Consider the following 17,435-nt stretch of genomic DNA (forward strand, 5'->3'; position numbering starts at 1 on the left):
GTTGATTACAAATTATCCTGATTCGTTTAGGCGGTAGATCTTATTAAAAATAAAAGATGAATACAAAACACCTGAAAAGCTATTTTGCCATTTTAGGAATAGTAGCAGCAAGCTATTCTTCCTACGCACAAAATGCACCTAAGAAATTTATAGATCCTGCAAATATGGATCTTACTGTAAAACCCGGAGATAATTTTTACGAATATGCCAGCGGAAACTGGATTAAAAATAATCCGGTTCCTGCAAAGGAAACACGCTGGGGAAGTTTCAATGAATTAAGAGATTTTAATATTAATGCAGTAAAAAGTGTAGTTGAAGCCGCTGCTGCTGATCGCTCTGCTCCTGCAGGTTCACCAACAAGACGTGTTGGCGATTTTTACGCTGCCGCTATGGACAGTGTTACGATAGAAAAACTAAGTTATACTCCTATTAAAGCTGATCTGTCAAGAATTAATAAGATTAAAGATATTCAGGGTATTCTGGATGAAACTATCGCAATGCGCACTTCTGGTATCGGATCTGCTATGTATAGCTTTTATGTTGGCCAGGATAGAAAGAATGTAAATAAATATGTGGCACAGCTTGGCCAGGGCGGAACAACTTTACCTGACCGTGATTATTATTTAAAGGATGATAGCAGGACATTAAAAATCCGCGAAGCTTATCTGAACTATATGACTACTTTGTTCACGCTGACTGGCAGCTCTGCTACTGAGGCGAAACAAAAAGCAAATACTGTACTTTCTATAGAGAAAAAGCTTGCTGAAGCGCAAATGTCACGTCTTGAAATGCGTGATCCTTATAAAACGTATAATAAATTCACAGTTGCCGATTTCAATAAAACTACGCCAAATATTAACTGGGCCGCTACTTTACCAAAATTATTGGTTCAGTGGCAGGATACTGTATTAGTAGGCGCACCTAAATTCTTTGTCAGCCTGAATGAAATGCTGTCCTCTGTTTCTGTAGCAGACTGGAAAACTTACCTGGAATGGAATATCCTTAAAAATTCTGCACCTAATCTAAGTTCTCCTTTTGTCAAAGCAAATTTTGCTTTTAACCAGGCACAGACAGGACAAAAGGTACAGACACCAAGATGGCAGACTATGTCTTCCAAAACTGATGGCTCAATTGGTGAATTATTAGGACAGCTATATGTAGCTAAATATTTCAAACCTGAAGCTAAAGCCAGAATGACAGAGATGATTAAAAATCTGCGTACTGCATTCGAGATCAGAATCAAAGGATTGGAATGGATGAGTGATGTCACTAAAGAAAAAGCTTTAGCTAAATTAAATGCTTTTGTTCCTAAAATCGGTTATCCTGATAAATGGAGAACTTATGACGGATTAAATATTGACCGCAAAACTTATTTCCAGAATCTTAGAAATGTAGGTGCATGGGGATATAAGGAAATGGTCAGCCAGTTAGGTAAACCAGTAGATCGTACAAGATTTGGAATGACCCCGCCAACTGTAAATGCTTATTACAGCCCTACAATGAATGAAATTGTATTCCCTGCCGGAATTTTACAGTTCCCTTTCTTTGCTGCTGATGCTGATGATGCCATTAACTATGGTGGTATCGGTGCTGTAATTGGTCATGAGATGTCTCATGGTTTTGATGATAGCGGAAGCCAGTACGATAAAGATGGTAATCTGCGAAACTGGTGGACAGATCAGGACCGTACTAAATTTGAAGCCAAAACAAAAGCATTGGGCGAACAATTTGATGCTTATACTGTATTGGATACGATTCACGTGATCGGTAAACTGACCATGGGTGAAAATATCGGCGACTTAGGTGGTTTAAATGCTGCTTATACTGCTTTCAAAATGACTAAACAAGGTCAATCAGAAGAGAAAATCGATGGGTTCACACCAGATCAGCGTTTCTTCCTTTCATGGGCGCAGGTATGGAGAGGTAATATTTTACCTGATAATGCTGCACAATTGATTAAAACTGATCCGCATTCTCCTGGAGAATTCAGGACTATTGGTGCCCCGGTAAATATGGATGCCTGGTATAAAGCATTTGATGTGAAACCTGGCGATAAATTATACAAAAAACCAGAAGACAGAATCAGACTCTGGTAATCATTTTCCAACAAAAAGCACCGCTGCGGATTAATTTCCACAACGGCGCTTTTTTTATATTTCAAATTCTTAAGATTTAAATCTGGTCAAAACTTTCCTGCCCAGATCATAGGTCAGCCTGAATGCCTGCTGACTACTGGTTCTTGATGGAGTATTATGCAAACTAAAAACAAATGATCCTTTGATATTTTTAAATATGATAGGGGTATAAATTAAGTCAACCCTGTTGTAGGTCTTATTTTGATAGAAACCATCTCCGTAATTGATATGAGAACCCTGACCTTTATAAAATTCCTCATATAAAGCAAAGCGTTTGTAACCAAGATAAGCACTGGCTACAAACCCTTTTGGCGTATTCAAATCGGTGACGTCTCTGATTCTCTCTATAGAAACCAGGGCACCCGCTTCAATAGTCAGTGAATCTAAAATAGTCTTATGACTAAAGTCCAGTCCCAGTTTCACCTGTATACCTCCATTATCTTCTATATGGTCACCAGCCTGTTCATTCGAGGTATAGGCATTGTGCATTAACTGAAAATAATGAGTTACATAGAAAGGCCCAGTAGTAACCGGACGATATTTACCAGAGAATCCAACTAAAAATTGCTCACGGTCTGTTGGCGATTGCTTACTCAGCCAGTCAATCCATAGGGTTTCTGTAAAATGCTCGTTTTTATAATTCAGCAACATCCCCTGGATATTAGGACGGTAATAACGTAAAGTATCATTTAATAAAGCGCGCGGATAATCACTAAGCAACCCTTCGCGGGAAAATGCACCAATATTAAAATTCCAGTTCTTATTGGTATAGTTATAATAAGCAACCGGATCTGCTTTCATAAATTTTCTGGAACCAAATTCATGTAATGTATTTACCCCAACAATAAAATGGTTGTTACTGTCCAGGTTTAATCCCAGATCGAGTGCCAGCCTTGTACCCGAATAAGTGTTGGACCGGGAAACATAATCTTTATATTCTCTGTTATCCATAAACCCCATACCATTGAAATGGATATCCAGGCTGCCTTGTGCGAATGTTATAGTACTTGAAAATATTGAAACAATAATAATCAGGTAGATTTTTTTGATCATAAAATGTGTTTTAACTTAAAAATTGGTGCTAATCTACAAAGCTTGTTTAGAATTTATGTGGTAATTTTGTAGAAATGAATATCATCACCCAAACCGCAGACGGCTCTAACACATTATATAATGAAACCATTGGTGAACATTACCACTCCAAACATGGTGCATTACAGGAAAGCAAACATGTATTTATTGATGCCGGACTAAAATTAGCTGAACTAAATTTCCCCGGACAGACTATCTCTATCCTCGAAATTGGCTTTGGTACAGGTTTAAATTTTCTTTTAACCTCAGCCTACGCTGACGAACAGGGGCTTTCCCTGAATTATACTGGAATTGAGGCCTACCCATTAACTCAGGAAGAATTAATCTCTACCCAATATAACCAATACGTACCTGCTCCAATCTGGGATAGCCTGATAAATGTCTATGCTGCTGCACTAAGCTCAGCTACTTCGATAAATGAGAACCAGGAATTGACTATAGCACATACTACACTGGACGCTTTTAAAGCTGAAAAGCTGTTTGATCTGGTATATTTTGATGCGTTCTCTGTACAGCATCAGCCAGAAATGTGGTCTGATGAGATTATCTGCCATGTTTGCTCTTTTATAAAGCCCAATGGGATATTTGTTACCTATGCAATCACAGGAAAATTAAAACGTGCACTCAAAAGCTGTGGAATGAAGGTTGAAAAACTTCCAGGTGCCCCTGGTAAAAGAGAAATGCTGCGTGCAATTAAAGTTCCGGCAGAACAAGCGGAGGTTTAATTTACAAATTCCGGACTAAACTTGAACTTCTGCCAATTAAATTTGTTTTTAGGGCAAAATAAAAATCTACCAGTTTATTAAGCTGAAAAACAAATTATTTACAGATGGAAAAAAGAAAATTAGGTAATACAGATTTACTGGTTTCGCCAGTAACTTTTGGCGGGAATGTTTTTGGATGGACGTTAGATGAGAAGAAATCTTTTGAAGTTCTTGATGGTTTCGTAGCTGCAGGCTTTAACTTTATTGATACTGCGGATGTATATTCAAGATGGGTACCAGAAAATAAAGGTGGTGAATCTGAAACTATTATTGGTAACTGGATGAAGGCACGTAATAATCGCAACCAGATTATACTAGCCACTAAAGTGGGTAGCAATATGGCTTTAGACGGGAAAAAGTGTCTTTCAAAAAAATATATACTGGAAGAAGTTGACGCTTCTCTGCTGAGGTTAAAAACAGATTATATCGATCTTTATCAATCTCATTATGATGATCCGGAGACTCCGGTACAGGAAACACTGGAAGCTTACGATCAATTGATCAGGGCAGGAAAAGTACGCTGGATTGGAGCTTCAAATTTCAGCCCGGAAAGATTTAAAGAATCGCTTGAAACCAGTGAACGTCTCAGTTTACCAAAATACCAGACTTTTCAGCCGGAATATAATTTATACCAAAGAGAAGGTTTCGAAAAAGAAATGGAACACATTTGTCTTGACAATCACATTGGCGTTATTAATTATTATTCTTTAGCCAGCGGTTTTCTTACAGGAAAGTACCGTTCAGAAGCTGATCTCGGTAAAAGCCAGCGGGGCAGTGCCGTAAAAAACTATTTAAATCCAAGGGGCTTCAAAATTCTAAAAGCGCTGGACGAAGTTTCAGAGCAATACAATGCTTCTGTTGCGAGTGTTGCCATAGCCTGGCTTATTGCAAGGCCTTCAGTGACCTCTCCTATTGCAAGTGTAACCAGCTTAAATCAATTGAAAGACCTGACAAGGGCAGCGTCCTTAAAACTTGGTATCGAAGATATTTCTATTCTGGACGAAGCCAGTGCCTGGCAATAAAGCTTAAGGAACATCATATATACCGTGCCCTGCTAATTATTTTGGCAGGGCATTTGTTTTTAGCAAGACTTTATGATTAAATTCACCTACAATGAAAAACATCTCCCCTCCTTTTTATGCCAAACTCGCTTTGGTCTTGTTTTCAATTATCTGCCTTGGGTATCTTGCAATTTTAGGCCATAGTTTGCTTGCTCCTTTACTCGCATCATTTCTATTAGCGCTGTTGTTATTACCACTGGCAAATTTCCTGGAAAATAAATGGAAGTTTAAAAGAGGCTTAGCTTCTATTGTCTCAGTTATCCTGATGATCGCTGTGATTTCAAGTATCATGTTTTTTCTAGCCAGTCAGTTGAGCGATCTGGGACAAGACTGGCCTTTATTGAAGCAACAGGCGGTACATTCCTTTGAATCACTACAAGTATGGGTCTCCCATACCTTCAATGTAAATGCACATAAACAAATTGATTATCTAAAAGATAGTGCAACCAGTGCCTTAGCTTCAAGTGCAACCGTATTGGGTGCTACGCTGATGACCCTATCATCTACACTTTTATTTCTTGCCTTTCTTTTATTGTTTACCTTCTTTATCTTAAACTATCGACGCATTCTTTTTACTTTCCTGATTACCGTTTTTAAAGAAGAACATGCTGACAAGGTTAAACAAATAGTGGAGCAAATTCAGTACATAATCAAGCGTTATATTTTAGGGTTATTTCTTCAAATGCTGATAGTTACGACGTTAACTATGGTAGTTTTATCGCTATTAGGAGTAAAATATGCTGTGTTGCTTGGTCTGATTACTGGTATTTTCAATCTGGTCCCATATGTCGGGATCTTTTCTTCTCTGCTGATCAGTGTGCTGATTACTTTTGCAACAGCAGGGGCAACCAAAGTATTGTTTGTGATTATAGCTTATGTTGCTATTCACACATTAGATGGTAATATCCTGATGCCGCTTGTTGTTGGTTCAAAGGTAAAGATCAATGCACTGTTTGCCTTTATCGGAATTGTTGTCGGAGAGATGTTATGGGGGATTTCAGGAATGTTTTTATGTATTCCCTATCTGGCCATGCTCAAAATCATATTTGATCGTATTGATGAATTAAAGCCATGGGGACTTTTACTTGGTGAACAGGAAAAGCCCGAACGCAAACGTAAAGTATACCGGATCACTAAAAAAATCAAGCTTGAAGAGCCTGAATAATAAGCTATAAATTCACAGAGTTTTTCAAACCCATTCTTTTAAATAGGATGGGTTTGGTATTTTAGCAATTATATTTCAAACAAAACCCCATGCCAAACAATATCCCTCCTTTAACCGCAGCCGATCCTTCATCTGCCTTTCAAAGGCTGTTAACCGTACTTGATACCCTTAGAACTGAGTGTCCATGGGACAAAAAGCAAACGATGGAAACTTTACGTCACCTGACGATAGAAGAAACCTATGAGCTTTCTGATGCCATTTTGGATGGAGATCTGACTGAGGTGAAGAAAGAACTCGGTGATGTCATGATGCATCTTGTTTTCTACGCTAAAATTGCCTCCGAAACGAACGATTTTACCATAGTTGATGTGCTTAACAGCGTTTGTGATAAATTGATTAACCGTCATCCGCATATCTATGGTGACGTAGAAGTGCAGGATGAACATGATGTAAAACGTAACTGGGAACAAATCAAACTTAAAGAAGGCAACAAATCTGTTTTAGGTGGTGTTCCGGCTTCCCTTCCTGCATTGGTAAAAGCAAGCAGGATTCAGGAAAAAGCAAGAGGTATTGGTTTTGACTGGGAAGACAAGACTCAGGTTTGGGAAAAAGTAGAAGAAGAACTTCAGGAATTTAAAAACGAATACAATGTTTTTGACAACGAAGCTATAGATCTGGAAAAAGCAGAATCTGAGTTTGGAGACCTGATTTTTTCTCTGGTTAACTATGCCCGTTTTATCGGAATTAACCCGGAAAACGCATTGGAAAAAACAAACAGAAAATTCATCAAACGTTTCCAGTATATTGAAAGTAAAGCAAAAGAGACCGGAAAAGCATTGCAGGATATGACTTTAGCCGAAATGGATATCTACTGGAATGAGGCCAAGAAACTCTAATCCGGAAAATAAGATAACATAAAAAAGCCTGTTTATTTAAAATAAACAGGCTTTTTTATGTTTTAAGAGTGTTTCTTTTTCATGGTCATTTTAGCCTTCTGGCCAATCCCATAATTGTAATTTTTTGAATTACTCTCTTTCTTTTCATGGTAAGCACCACCTCCGGCCGGCTCCTCACTCTTCACTTTTACAATACGGTTTTTATCCAGACCTTTTGTTCTTAGCGTTTTCTCTACCAGAAGTTCTTCAGGCAAATCCATCAGCTCTAATTTCTGACCAATTGATTGTTCGATCTTTTTAACCTGAACAAGTTCCATATCAGTAGCAAAAGTAATGGCAACAACCTCTTCTGGATTTTCTTTATTTTTAATGATACGGCTCAGGAACGTTTCTTTTTCTTCCGGTACATCAAAATGGAAAATAAAAGGAATGCCATCTAAATTCAATGGTCCTTCACCCTGATTAGCTACGACTAATACCCTTGCTTCAGGAGTTTGTTTGAAATCTTCAAAATCATCAAAACCATTCTCATCAAAATGAAGAGGCCTGAACATAGAGAATTCCATTTCCTTAGGGCTTGCAAGACTTATTGCCAGTTTCTGAGCAGTCAGTCTTGAATTTACAAATACAACTACTTTATCGAATACTTCATCATCACGCAGTAAATGGCGTAACAAATTGATTTTAGTCTTATAGTTTGGAACCTGATACAGTACCTGTGTTACCGTTTCAGTTTTTGTATCACCAAAATCCTCTACTTCAATTACTGTAGGGAAATTCAGGAACTGGTCCGTCATTTTGGTTAATTTTTCATGAATAACCTCGGTGAATACCAAATGCTGGCATTTACCCGCACTTCTTGCTAATTCGCAAACAGGCAATTGCATTCCCTGCTGTACAATCAGCGCAGCATCATCCACGATAAAAGTTTGTAACTTACTTAAGTTCAAACCTAATTTCAAATAAATGGCCCTTGCCCTGGTAGGCGTAGCGACCACGATATCTATACCTAAAACCAGTTCATTGACTTCAGCTTCGACCCCACCTGTACCATAAAGGCCTACAATATTAAGATCTCTATTTTTACTCAAAGAGATAAACTGGTCAATTACCGCAATTGCACGGTCTTTATCAGCTACCAGAATTAATACTTTTGGAGCATCATCTTTGGTATACTTCAAACGCATTAAAACGCCCAGAATATAGGCTGTTGTTTTACCTGATCCCTCAGGACCTACAGCAAGTATATCCTGCCCTCCCAGAATTCTAGACATAGTTTTCGCCTGGATTTCTTTAGGGGTTAAGTACCCCGCATCAGTCATTGCTGTAATCAGGGGCTTACTTAGTTTTAATTTATCTAACGACACAGTATTTCAGTTAAAATTGATATTCCGCCAAATTTACGGAAATAAGCACAATATCCGGTATGATCTGTACGAAACCATCAAAAAACCAGCTTAAATTACCATTGTATCAACATTTTGATACGATTAAAGGCTATCGGGTATCAGGATTTTGTAGTTTTACCAGATCAATAAATTCCCTTTCACATGAAGAAGACAATACTAACCTTATTTTTATTCACTACATCACTGAGCGTATTTGCGCAGGACGCGGTCAATTACCAGCAGCCTCCAAAGGCGATAGCTGATCTGTTAATGGCCAAACCAACGCCTGTGGTCAGTATAGATGGTAAAGCAGAGTGGATGTTACTCAGCACTAAAAACTCTTACCCTTCTGTTGAAGAACTGGCTATGCCAGAATTCCGCATTGCAGGATTAAGAATCAACCCGAATAATTTCTCTCCGAGCAGACAGACATTCATTAACAATTTCACCCTAAAAAATATTAAAACAGGGAAAACAGCATTAATTACGGGTCTTCCAACTCCATTGTTTGCTGCTCATCCAACATGGAACCCTGCTCAGAACAAAATATCTTTTACGCAAACCACACCCAAAGGTGTTGACTTATATATCATCGACATTACCACTTTAAAAGCAGTTAAGGTGAATAAGCAGGCACTCAACGTGGTACTTGGAAATGGGATCACCTGGGTAGATGATATGACTCTTTTATATCGGGTTGCAACAAAACCAGCCGCTTCAATTCCAGTAAAGCCTTTAATGCCAAAGGGGCCTACTGTACAGCAAAGTCTGGGTAAGGCTGCACCAAACCCTACCTATCAGGATTTAATTAAATCCCCTTTTGATGAGCAATTATTTGAATTTCTTGCCACTTCACAACTTGTACAGTATAAAAATGGAGTGCAGACACTCATCGGCCAGCCAGCAATTTATACTTCGATTAAAGTTTCTCCGGATAAAAAATATCTGCTGCAGGAAACCATCAATAAACCATTCTCTTACCTGGTTCCTTTTGAGGGATTCCCTGCTACAGTAAAAATTACAGAGCTGTCCGGTAAATCGATTAAAGTTTTAGCAAACCTTCCATCTACAGAGGGTAAACCATCGGGATATGACAACACTCAGAATGTTCCCCGCGATTATGACTGGAGAAATGATGAGGCAGCAACAATCACCTGGGCCCAGCCATTGGACAGCGGTCTGATCAAAAAACAAGTTCCTTTCCATGATGCAGTATATGCATTAAATGCTCCGTTCTTTGGTGAAGCCAAAGAATTGTTTAAAACACAAAACCGTTACCGTAGCGTAAACTGGGGAAATTCTACACTTGCCCTGGTTGAAGAAGGACAACGCAGTAAACAGACAATCAAAGTAAGCCGTTACAATCCTTCTGCAGGAACAATGGAGACTTTGTATGAGTTAAGTCAGAACGACAAATACAATAACCCTGGTGAGGCTGTTACGGAGAAAAACACCTTTGGCCGTCAGGTCATACTGACCACAGATAACGGAACTAAATTGTTAATGAACAATATAACAGGTTCCTCACCAAAAGGAGATCTTCCTTTTTTAGCCAAATTTGATTTGACTACAAAGAAAAATGAAATCATCTGGCGCTGTTCAGAAGGGACATATGAGTATATTGCTGATGTTCTTGATGCAAAAAAACTGGTATTATTATCCAGAAAGGAATCACAAAAAGAAGTACCAAACTACTTTATTAAAAACCTGGTACTCAGAATGGCCGACCGCCAGATAACTGACTTCACTAATCCATATCCGGAAATGGTGGGTGTTTCCAAAGAAAAAATAGCTTACAAACGTGCCGATGGTATAGACCTTACAGGCGACCTGTATCTTCCAAAAGGCTATGATAAGGCAAAAGATGGCCCATTGCCTACCCTGATCTGGGCTTATCCACGCGAATTTAACTCTGCAGCTGATGCAGCACAAATCAGAGGTTCAAAAGACCGCTTTACCATGATCAGCTGGGGTTCTCCTATTTATTGGGTAACACAAGGCTATGCCGTACTTGACAATGCAGAAATGCCGATTGTAGCTAAAGACGGAAAAAAACCTAATGATACTTTCATAGATCAGCTGAAATTAAATGCAGAAGCAGCGATCAATAAACTAGCAGAGCTGGGTGTTGGCGACAGAAACAGAATGGCTGTAGGCGGACATAGTTACGGCGCTTTTATGACAGCAAATCTATTGGCACATACTAATTTATTTAAGGCTGGTATTGCCCGCAGTGGTGCTTATAACAGAACGCTGACTCCTTTCGGTTTTCAGAACGAAGACCGTACTTACTGGGAAGTTCCACAATTATATTATGAAATGAGCCCATTCAGTTATGCCGATAAAATTAAAACGCCTCTTTTATTAATTCATGGAGATTCTGATGATAATCAGGGTACTTTTCCAATGAACAGCGAGCGTTTATTTAATGCAATCAAAGGTTTTGGCGGCACAACCAGATTTGTATTCTTACCTTATGAAGCACATGGCTACCGCGGTAAAGAAAACATCTTACATACCTTATGGGAAATGGATTCCTGGTTAGATAAATATGTGAAGAATGCCAAATAAAAGCAGGTTATCTTTATAATTTACAGTCCATAAAAATAGGGGTGCCTTCCAGGAAGGCACCCCTATTTTTATGGACTGTAAATTATTTCTATTTAAACCGTATCGCTTTCAGTGGAGATACCCTGCTGACCAGCAACGATGGTAAGATCAATACTGTGAAACAGATCAAAATGGTCGCGATATTAAGCAGCAGGACATCAGTAAGGTGTAATTCTACAGGTACATAAGCTAAATAATAAGAACTCTGATTAAGTTTAAAAATATGGGTATACTGTTGTAAGAACCCCAACCCTAATCCAAGAATATTTCCCAGTATCAATCCTATTCCAACCAGGTATAAGGCGTTATATAAAAAGATTTTCATTATACTGAAATCTGTCATTCCAAAAGCCTTTAGCATTCCGATCATATTCGTCCTTTCCAGGATCATAATCAGCAATGCGGTAATCATATTGATTACGCCAACAATCATCATCAGAATCAGCAATACCCGGGTATTGACGTCCAGTAAAGATAACCAGGTGAAAATGTTTGGGAAGTACTCTTTTACAGATTCTGATTTAAGATTAATCTCCATAGAAGCATAAATCTTATCGGATGCGGTCTGCAGACGGCCAAAGTTCTTAAGCTTGATTTCTATACCGCCAATCTCATTTGGCTGCCAGTTATTTAAACGCCTGATAATATTAATATCTCCCAGCACAAAACTTTTATCAATCTCTTCTACTCCGATATCATAGATCCCTACAATTTTAAAAGGACGTTTACGTGGTGGATTCTGTACAAAGTACATGATAAAATTATCCCCGGTTTTAAGTTTCAGTCTATTGGCTGTAAAAGAAGAAATTAAAATCTCTTTGGTGGCTTTGGCACTGTCTGCAAAATTGATAATTCTGCCGCTAACCAAATGTTTACTGATATAATCCCAATTATAGTTGCCGTCTATTCCTTTAAAATTAATGCCTTCTACCTCGTCATTTGCCGAAATAATGGCAGGTTTAGTAGCATAAGGCTGAAAATAAGCTATATCCTTATTGTTTTTTAGATCTGATAGTGTTTTGGGGCTGGCAACAAAGGGAGTAAGTTCAAATGAATTATTTAAATCAAGTTTAAAAATTCTTACATCGCCTACAAATCCCCTTACCTTTTCCTGAATCTCTGTTTTAAAACCTTTAATGATGGCAATCGAAAGCATCATAACCGCAAGACTCAGCATAACTCCCGCAATAGCAATGCGGACAATTAGCTTAGAGAATGTACGTTCTGATTTAATGGCAATGCGCCTGGCTATAAAGTATTCTGTATTCAAAATTTTAGATAAACTTGTAACTTAGAGCCTGCTTAAACAGACGCTTAGCAAAAATGGTTATTTGATTTTAAATTCAACCATAATAAGTAAAAAAAGGTCAATATGAAACTATCTTCCACACTAATACTCCCGGTTTGTCTTGCTATGCTCAGTATACAGGCCTGTGCAAATTCAAAAACAACAGAAAGTGATAGTTCGGGCTTGAAACCTTCTCTGCAAAAAACTATTGCCCGGGAAATCCTGACCGGAGCCGCACAGACTGAAAAATATCTGCCGCTGCTGCAGGGAAAACGTGTAGGAATGGTAGTCAACCCTACTTCAGTGATAGAAAATACCACCTCTGTAGATAGCCTTTTAAAAAGAGATATCAATATTGTCAGGATATTTGGCCCGGAACATGGATTTAGAGGTAATGCGAGTGCAGGGATTAAAGTAGCTGATGATATAGACCAGAAAACCGGCATTAAAGCAATTTCCCTATACGGTAAACATCAGATCCCCAGTACAGCAGATTTAGCTGATGTAGACATTATGGTTTTTGATATTCAGGATGTCGGTGTCCGTTTCTATACTTATATCAACACCTTACAATATGTCATGCAGGCCTGTGCCGAAAACAATAAAGAGTTAATTATTCTGGACAGACCAAATCCGAATGGATTTTATATAGACGGGCCAATTCTTGATCCGAAATTGGTATCAGGCATAGGGCTACAGCCAATTCCGATTGTGCACGGACTTACTGTTGGTGAATATGCCGGAATGCTGAATGGTGAAGGCTGGCTGAAAAATAAAGTACAATGTAAAATCACTATCATCCCATTGGCCAATTATACGCATGATATGGCCTACGATTTACCTGTAAAACCTTCTCCAAATTTAAATACACAGCAATCTATCCTGCTTTATCCTACATTATGCCTCTTTGAGGGGACTTATCTAAGCCAGGGCCGTGGAACACAGTTTCCTTTTACGGTACTTGGTGCACCTGCCCTGAAAGGGAAATACAGCTTCTCTTTCATCCCTAAAAGCATCAAAGGAATGGCCGAAACCCCTTTGCACCAGGACCAGGCTTGTTATGGACTGGACCTAAGAAATTATAATATTTCAAACCTTAGGAAGGATAAAACGTTAAACATAAAGTGGCTTATTGAATTGTATAATGCTTACCCCGATAAAGCTGATTTTTTCAATTTCAAACTAAGCAAGCAGATGAATAATTTTGATAAGCTTGCGGGTGTTTATAGTTTGAAAGAGCAAATTATTGCTGGTAAATCTGAAAAAGAAATCAGGGCAAGCTGGGAACCAGGATTAAGTCAGTATAAAAAGATGCGCAAGAAATACTTGCTGTATCCTTAACCTTAAATTGATCTTTATGAACAACGACCCTAAAAAAAAGAATGAAAAACCAAGCAGCAACTTTCAGGAACTGATTCCTGAGGTCGATGAAGGAAACAAGGCCGTAAAAAAACCAGAAGATAAAGATTACACCAAAGACGAGCCTCATTTTAAAGATCCTGCAAAAAAGAGAGAACGGGAAGAGCAGCCCGTTGAACCCATAAAAAAAGCACCCGAAAAAGGTGTATAAAGCTTTATACAACCGGCTCTTTCTCTTTTTCAAATAAATCCAATACATCATTCCAGTTCATCACACGGGTGTGATGTAATTGGTTTACATTATGAGATGCATTAAACATTACAGGTTTCCCTTTGCAGAAATCCAGGTTTTTGCAATGGTCATCAATCAGATAATCAGTATCGATAATACTTTTATCTCCGCACAAAACGATATTTGTCCATTTGATAAATGGAAAATACTCATTTAACCATTCCATTTTCTCTGATAAACATTGTGGAAATTCTGTAGCTGCTGAGACCACGAAAACCTCATAGTCTTCCATTAAAGCTTTCACGGCCTCAATTGCACCCGGCATTACAGGTATAGTCCTGAAAAATCCCGGGGTATACACATATCTTTTGATAGCAGTTTTATCCGGAAATCCTTCTGGCTCCAGCACGCCTAATCTTTCCTCTCTTGGAACCCGGATGCCATGTTCTTTTTCATACCAATCCATAAACTGCTCTTCTATATCGGCCATCACGCCATCCATATCAATGGCTATTTTCTTTCTATTCATATTTCGTAAATTATTGCAACAAATATAGCAATATATTGCAACATATTGCAATAACACAATAAGTTTTATTTGTATCTTTGCAACCAAGATGATTAAGGCCGAAAGATTACAACTGATTATTGAACATATCCGTAAGGAACGAAAAGTTCTTTTAGGAGATTTGAGTACGTTATTAGAGGTTTCTGAAGATACCGTAAGACGTGATATTAAAGAGTTATCAGATCAGGGATTACTGAAAGCTGTACGTGGCGGTGCCATTTCCCGCTCGCCTATTCCTCAGCATTTCAGAGAAAGAGAACACTATGATGTCTCTCATAAAGAAATTATTGCTCAAAAGGCAGTTAAACTCATCAAAAACGGGCAGGTAGTTTTATTTGACTCAGGCACATCTGTACTGGCTATTGCCACACATTTACCAAGAGACCTGCAAATTACAGTAGTAACCAATAGTTTCCCTGTGGCTACTATTCTGGAAGACCATCCCTTTGTAGAAGTTATCTTTTTAGGCGGCCGTTTAAATAAATCTTCTTTTTCTACTACAGGATTTGAAGTAATACAAACGATCAGGGGGATTCGTCCTGACATTTGTTTTCTTGGAATTTGCAGTATCGATCTGATTTCGGGAGTTACAGGAATAAGTTATGAAGATTGCCAGATCAAAAAGGCTATGGTCGAAACTGCTAAACAAGTTATCGCCATTGCTACCTTTGAAAAACTGGATACCACAGAACCTTACTATATCACCAGTACAAGTGATCTTGATATTATCATTACTGATACTGATCCAAATCATGAAAACCTTAAGAGTTATAGAGATCTGGGCATCAGGCTTGAATAAACAAAGAAATTATTTTTTCTGTGCCGCTTTCAGGAACTGCATCAGTATTTTTTCATCATTTTCTATAGACTGAATGGATACAGAATCATTAATATGTATTTTCTTCAGATATTTTGCCAGCTGGTCATTTTCAAAGGCTTCAAGTAATAAGGGATAAACATAAGAGCTTTTACATACTGCAGGGGTATTTCCCAGCTTACTGGCCACACATTTCAAAACTTCGGTAATAATCTTTTTCTTGGGCCGCTCCTCTTCTACGTTTCCGGCACAAATTGCCAGTTGTCTCAGTGCTTCGAGCGTACCGCCCCAGGTACGGAAATCTTTAGCAGTAAAATCACTTCCGGTAATCTCCCGGATATAATTGTTGATCATTCCCGAATCTATTCCTTTATGCGCTGTACCCTCCGTATAGTATTGAAATAAATCCTGCCCCGGAATCTCCATACACCTTTTCACCATTTTCGCCAGGTTTTTATCATTCAGGGCAACCTCCTGCTTTACTCCTTTTTTGCCTACAAATTTCAGCTTGAGTATATTCCCATCTATTTTAGCATGTTTATTTCTTAAAGTAGATAAACCATAACTGCCATAAAGTTCTGCATAAGCCGCATTCCCCACACGAATCAGTGTTTTTTGCATCAGCTGCACACAAATAGCCAAAACTTTCTGTTCATCATAAGCTGGCCTTTTCAAATCTTTCGCTAACCGCTTTCTGGCCTGCGGTAAAACCTTTCCAAATTCCAGTAGCCTGTAATATTTAAGATCTGATCTCCTGGATGTCCATTTGGTATGATAACGGTACTGTTTGCGTTTTGCCACATCCAGACCTGTTGCCTGCAGATAAGCATTTTTTCTGGCTGCAATCCATACTTCAGTCCATGCCGGTGGTAAAACGAGCCCCTTTATCCTTTCCAGCTGCACCTCATCTGCTATCCGGTTACCATTTTTATCTTCATAATAAAAATTCCCGGGTCTTCCTTTTCTGTAAAAACCAGGCATACTGTCAGTCACATAGACTAAACCAATTTCTTTTATTTCTTCGGGAGTTTGTATCATATAGATTAAACAAAATATGCGTTAACTTTGCCAGAGAAAGACAGGATGCATAAACCATCACAGAATTCAGTAACAATAATTATCACGAATAAACCAAACACACATATATGAAAATAGTTTTCATGGGAACGCCAGATTTTGCCGTTGCTTCTTTAAATGCTTTAGTTGAAGCAGGATTTGAAATTGCCGGAGTCGTAACCGCAGCAGATAAACCAGCAGGAAGAGGTCAGAAGTTACAGGAAAGTGCTGTCAAAAAATATGCTGTAGAAAAAGGTTTAAAAGTATTACAGCCACTCAAATTAAAAGATCCTGAATTCATAGCAGAATTAAAAGCTTTAAATGCAGACCTCCATGTCGTGGTTGCTTTCCGTATGCTTCCCGAAATTGTATGGAATATGCCTGCCAAAGGCACAATCAATTTACATGGTTCACTTTTACCACAATACCGTGGTGCTGCCCCAATCAATCATGCGATCATCAACGGAGAAACAGAAAGCGGAGTAACCACTTTCTTCTTAACCCATGAAATTGATACAGGAAACGTTATTTTCGCTGAAAAGGTAGCTATCACTGAAGACGATTCGGCAGGTGACCTGCACGATAGCCTCATGCAGACCGGAGCTGGTTTACTGGTTAAAACGGTCAAAGCAATTGAAGCTGGTAATAATTATACAGAACAACCTCAGATATTTTCTGCAGAACTTAAACATGCGCCTAAAATCTTCAAGGAATTCTGTAAAGTAGACTGGAACAATCCAGTAAAAACAGTTTATAACCTGATCAGAGGGCTTAGTCCTTATCCTACGGCCTTTTCGGTGCTTAATGATAAGACGATAAAAATATTCAAAGCAGCATACGAGGAAACAACACCTTCAGTAAGTCCAGGCACATTTGTAACTGACGGTAAAACATTTTTGAAATTTGCAGCTCAGGATGGTTTTATCTCTTTACTGGACGTACAGTATGAAGGTAAAAAAAGAATGCTGGTTGATGAATTTTTAAGAGGAATGCGTTTATAGCTG

At 38.5% G+C, this 17,435-nt stretch carries 15 protein-coding genes; 10 read left to right on the plus strand and 5 right to left on the minus strand.

The window, feature by feature from the left end:
• Nucleotides 1-56: 56 nt before the first annotated feature.
• A complete protein-coding gene (locus HDE68_RS24920; RefSeq protein ID WP_183885177.1) occupies nt 57-2,096 on the plus strand; it encodes a M13 family metallopeptidase in 2,040 nt (679 codons plus the stop codon).
• A gap of 69 nt (nt 2,097-2,165) precedes the next feature.
• Here HDE68_RS24920 and HDE68_RS24925 read toward each other — a convergent pair whose 3' ends face one another.
• The gene (locus HDE68_RS24925) at nt 2,166-3,188 is read right to left on the minus strand and encodes a hypothetical protein (protein ID WP_183885179.1); all 1,023 of its coding nucleotides are present in this window, start codon (nt 3,186-3,188) and stop codon (nt 2,166-2,168) included.
• Nucleotides 3,189-3,262: 74 nt separating this feature from the next.
• On the opposite strand from HDE68_RS24925, the gene mnmD reads away from it, so the two are divergent.
• The 4 genes from mnmD (at nt 3,263) to mazG (ending at nt 7,113) form a co-directional block, all read left to right on the plus strand.
• Nucleotides 3,263-3,952, plus strand: coding sequence for a tRNA (5-methylaminomethyl-2-thiouridine)(34)-methyltransferase MnmD (gene mnmD, locus HDE68_RS24930; protein WP_183885181.1), 690 nt, complete (start codon nt 3,263-3,265; stop codon nt 3,950-3,952).
• A gap of 104 nt (nt 3,953-4,056) precedes the next feature.
• The gene (locus tag HDE68_RS24935; protein ID WP_183885183.1) at nt 4,057-5,013 is read left to right on the plus strand and encodes an aldo/keto reductase; all 957 of its coding nucleotides are present in this window, start codon (nt 4,057-4,059) and stop codon (nt 5,011-5,013) included.
• A gap of 91 nt (nt 5,014-5,104) precedes the next feature.
• Nucleotides 5,105-6,217, plus strand: coding sequence for an AI-2E family transporter (locus HDE68_RS24940; RefSeq protein ID WP_183885185.1), 1,113 nt, complete (start codon nt 5,105-5,107; stop codon nt 6,215-6,217).
• Nucleotides 6,218-6,306: 89 nt separating this feature from the next.
• The gene (gene mazG / locus HDE68_RS24945) at nt 6,307-7,113 is read left to right on the plus strand and encodes a nucleoside triphosphate pyrophosphohydrolase (protein ID WP_183885187.1); all 807 of its coding nucleotides are present in this window, start codon (nt 6,307-6,309) and stop codon (nt 7,111-7,113) included.
• A 62-nt stretch (nt 7,114-7,175) separates the two neighbouring features.
• Here mazG and HDE68_RS24950 read toward each other — a convergent pair whose 3' ends face one another.
• Nucleotides 7,176-8,480 carry a DEAD/DEAH box helicase gene (locus HDE68_RS24950; protein ID WP_183885189.1) on the minus strand — a complete coding sequence of 435 codons (1,305 nt, stop codon included), beginning with the start codon at nt 8,478-8,480 and terminating at the stop codon, nt 7,176-7,178.
• A 183-nt stretch (nt 8,481-8,663) separates the two neighbouring features.
• On the opposite strand from HDE68_RS24950, the gene HDE68_RS24955 reads away from it, so the two are divergent.
• A complete protein-coding gene (locus tag HDE68_RS24955; protein ID WP_183885191.1) occupies nt 8,664-11,072 on the plus strand; it encodes an alpha/beta hydrolase family protein in 2,409 nt (802 codons plus the stop codon).
• A gap of 88 nt (nt 11,073-11,160) precedes the next feature.
• On the opposite strand, the gene HDE68_RS24960 is transcribed toward HDE68_RS24955, so the two are convergent.
• A complete protein-coding gene (locus tag HDE68_RS24960) occupies nt 11,161-12,381 on the minus strand; it encodes an ABC transporter permease (RefSeq protein ID WP_183885193.1) in 1,221 nt (406 codons plus the stop codon).
• 102 nt (nt 12,382-12,483) lie between these two features.
• On the opposite strand from HDE68_RS24960, the gene HDE68_RS24965 reads away from it, so the two are divergent.
• A complete protein-coding gene (locus tag HDE68_RS24965; RefSeq protein ID WP_183885195.1) occupies nt 12,484-13,740 on the plus strand; it encodes an exo-beta-N-acetylmuramidase NamZ domain-containing protein in 1,257 nt (418 codons plus the stop codon).
• 16 nt (nt 13,741-13,756) lie between these two features.
• Nucleotides 13,757-13,969, plus strand: a complete 213-nt coding sequence (locus tag HDE68_RS24970) for a hypothetical protein (RefSeq protein ID WP_183885197.1) — start codon at nt 13,757-13,759, stop codon at nt 13,967-13,969.
• 4 nt (nt 13,970-13,973) lie between these two features.
• Here the strand turns inward: HDE68_RS24970 and HDE68_RS24975 are convergent, their stop codons facing one another.
• Nucleotides 13,974-14,519 carry a 5' nucleotidase, NT5C type gene (locus HDE68_RS24975; RefSeq protein ID WP_183885199.1) on the minus strand — a complete coding sequence of 182 codons (546 nt, stop codon included), beginning with the start codon at nt 14,517-14,519 and terminating at the stop codon, nt 13,974-13,976.
• 88 nt (nt 14,520-14,607) lie between these two features.
• Between HDE68_RS24975 and HDE68_RS24980 the strand changes: the two genes are divergently transcribed.
• Nucleotides 14,608-15,357, plus strand: coding sequence for a DeoR/GlpR family DNA-binding transcription regulator (locus tag HDE68_RS24980; RefSeq protein WP_183885201.1), 750 nt, complete (start codon nt 14,608-14,610; stop codon nt 15,355-15,357).
• A 9-nt stretch (nt 15,358-15,366) separates the two neighbouring features.
• Here HDE68_RS24980 and HDE68_RS24985 read toward each other — a convergent pair whose 3' ends face one another.
• Nucleotides 15,367-16,413: a DNA topoisomerase IB gene (locus tag HDE68_RS24985; RefSeq protein WP_183885203.1), complete on the minus strand. Its 1,047-nt coding sequence runs from the start codon at nt 16,411-16,413 to the stop codon at nt 15,367-15,369.
• Nucleotides 16,414-16,520: 107 nt separating this feature from the next.
• On the opposite strand from HDE68_RS24985, the gene fmt reads away from it, so the two are divergent.
• Nucleotides 16,521-17,432, plus strand: a complete 912-nt coding sequence (gene fmt, locus HDE68_RS24990; protein WP_183885205.1) for a methionyl-tRNA formyltransferase — start codon at nt 16,521-16,523, stop codon at nt 17,430-17,432.
• Nucleotides 17,433-17,435: the final 3 nt, after the last annotated feature.

The organism is Pedobacter cryoconitis, assembly GCF_014200605.1.
Taxonomy (GTDB): domain Bacteria; phylum Bacteroidota; class Bacteroidia; order Sphingobacteriales; family Sphingobacteriaceae; genus Pedobacter; species Pedobacter cryoconitis_B.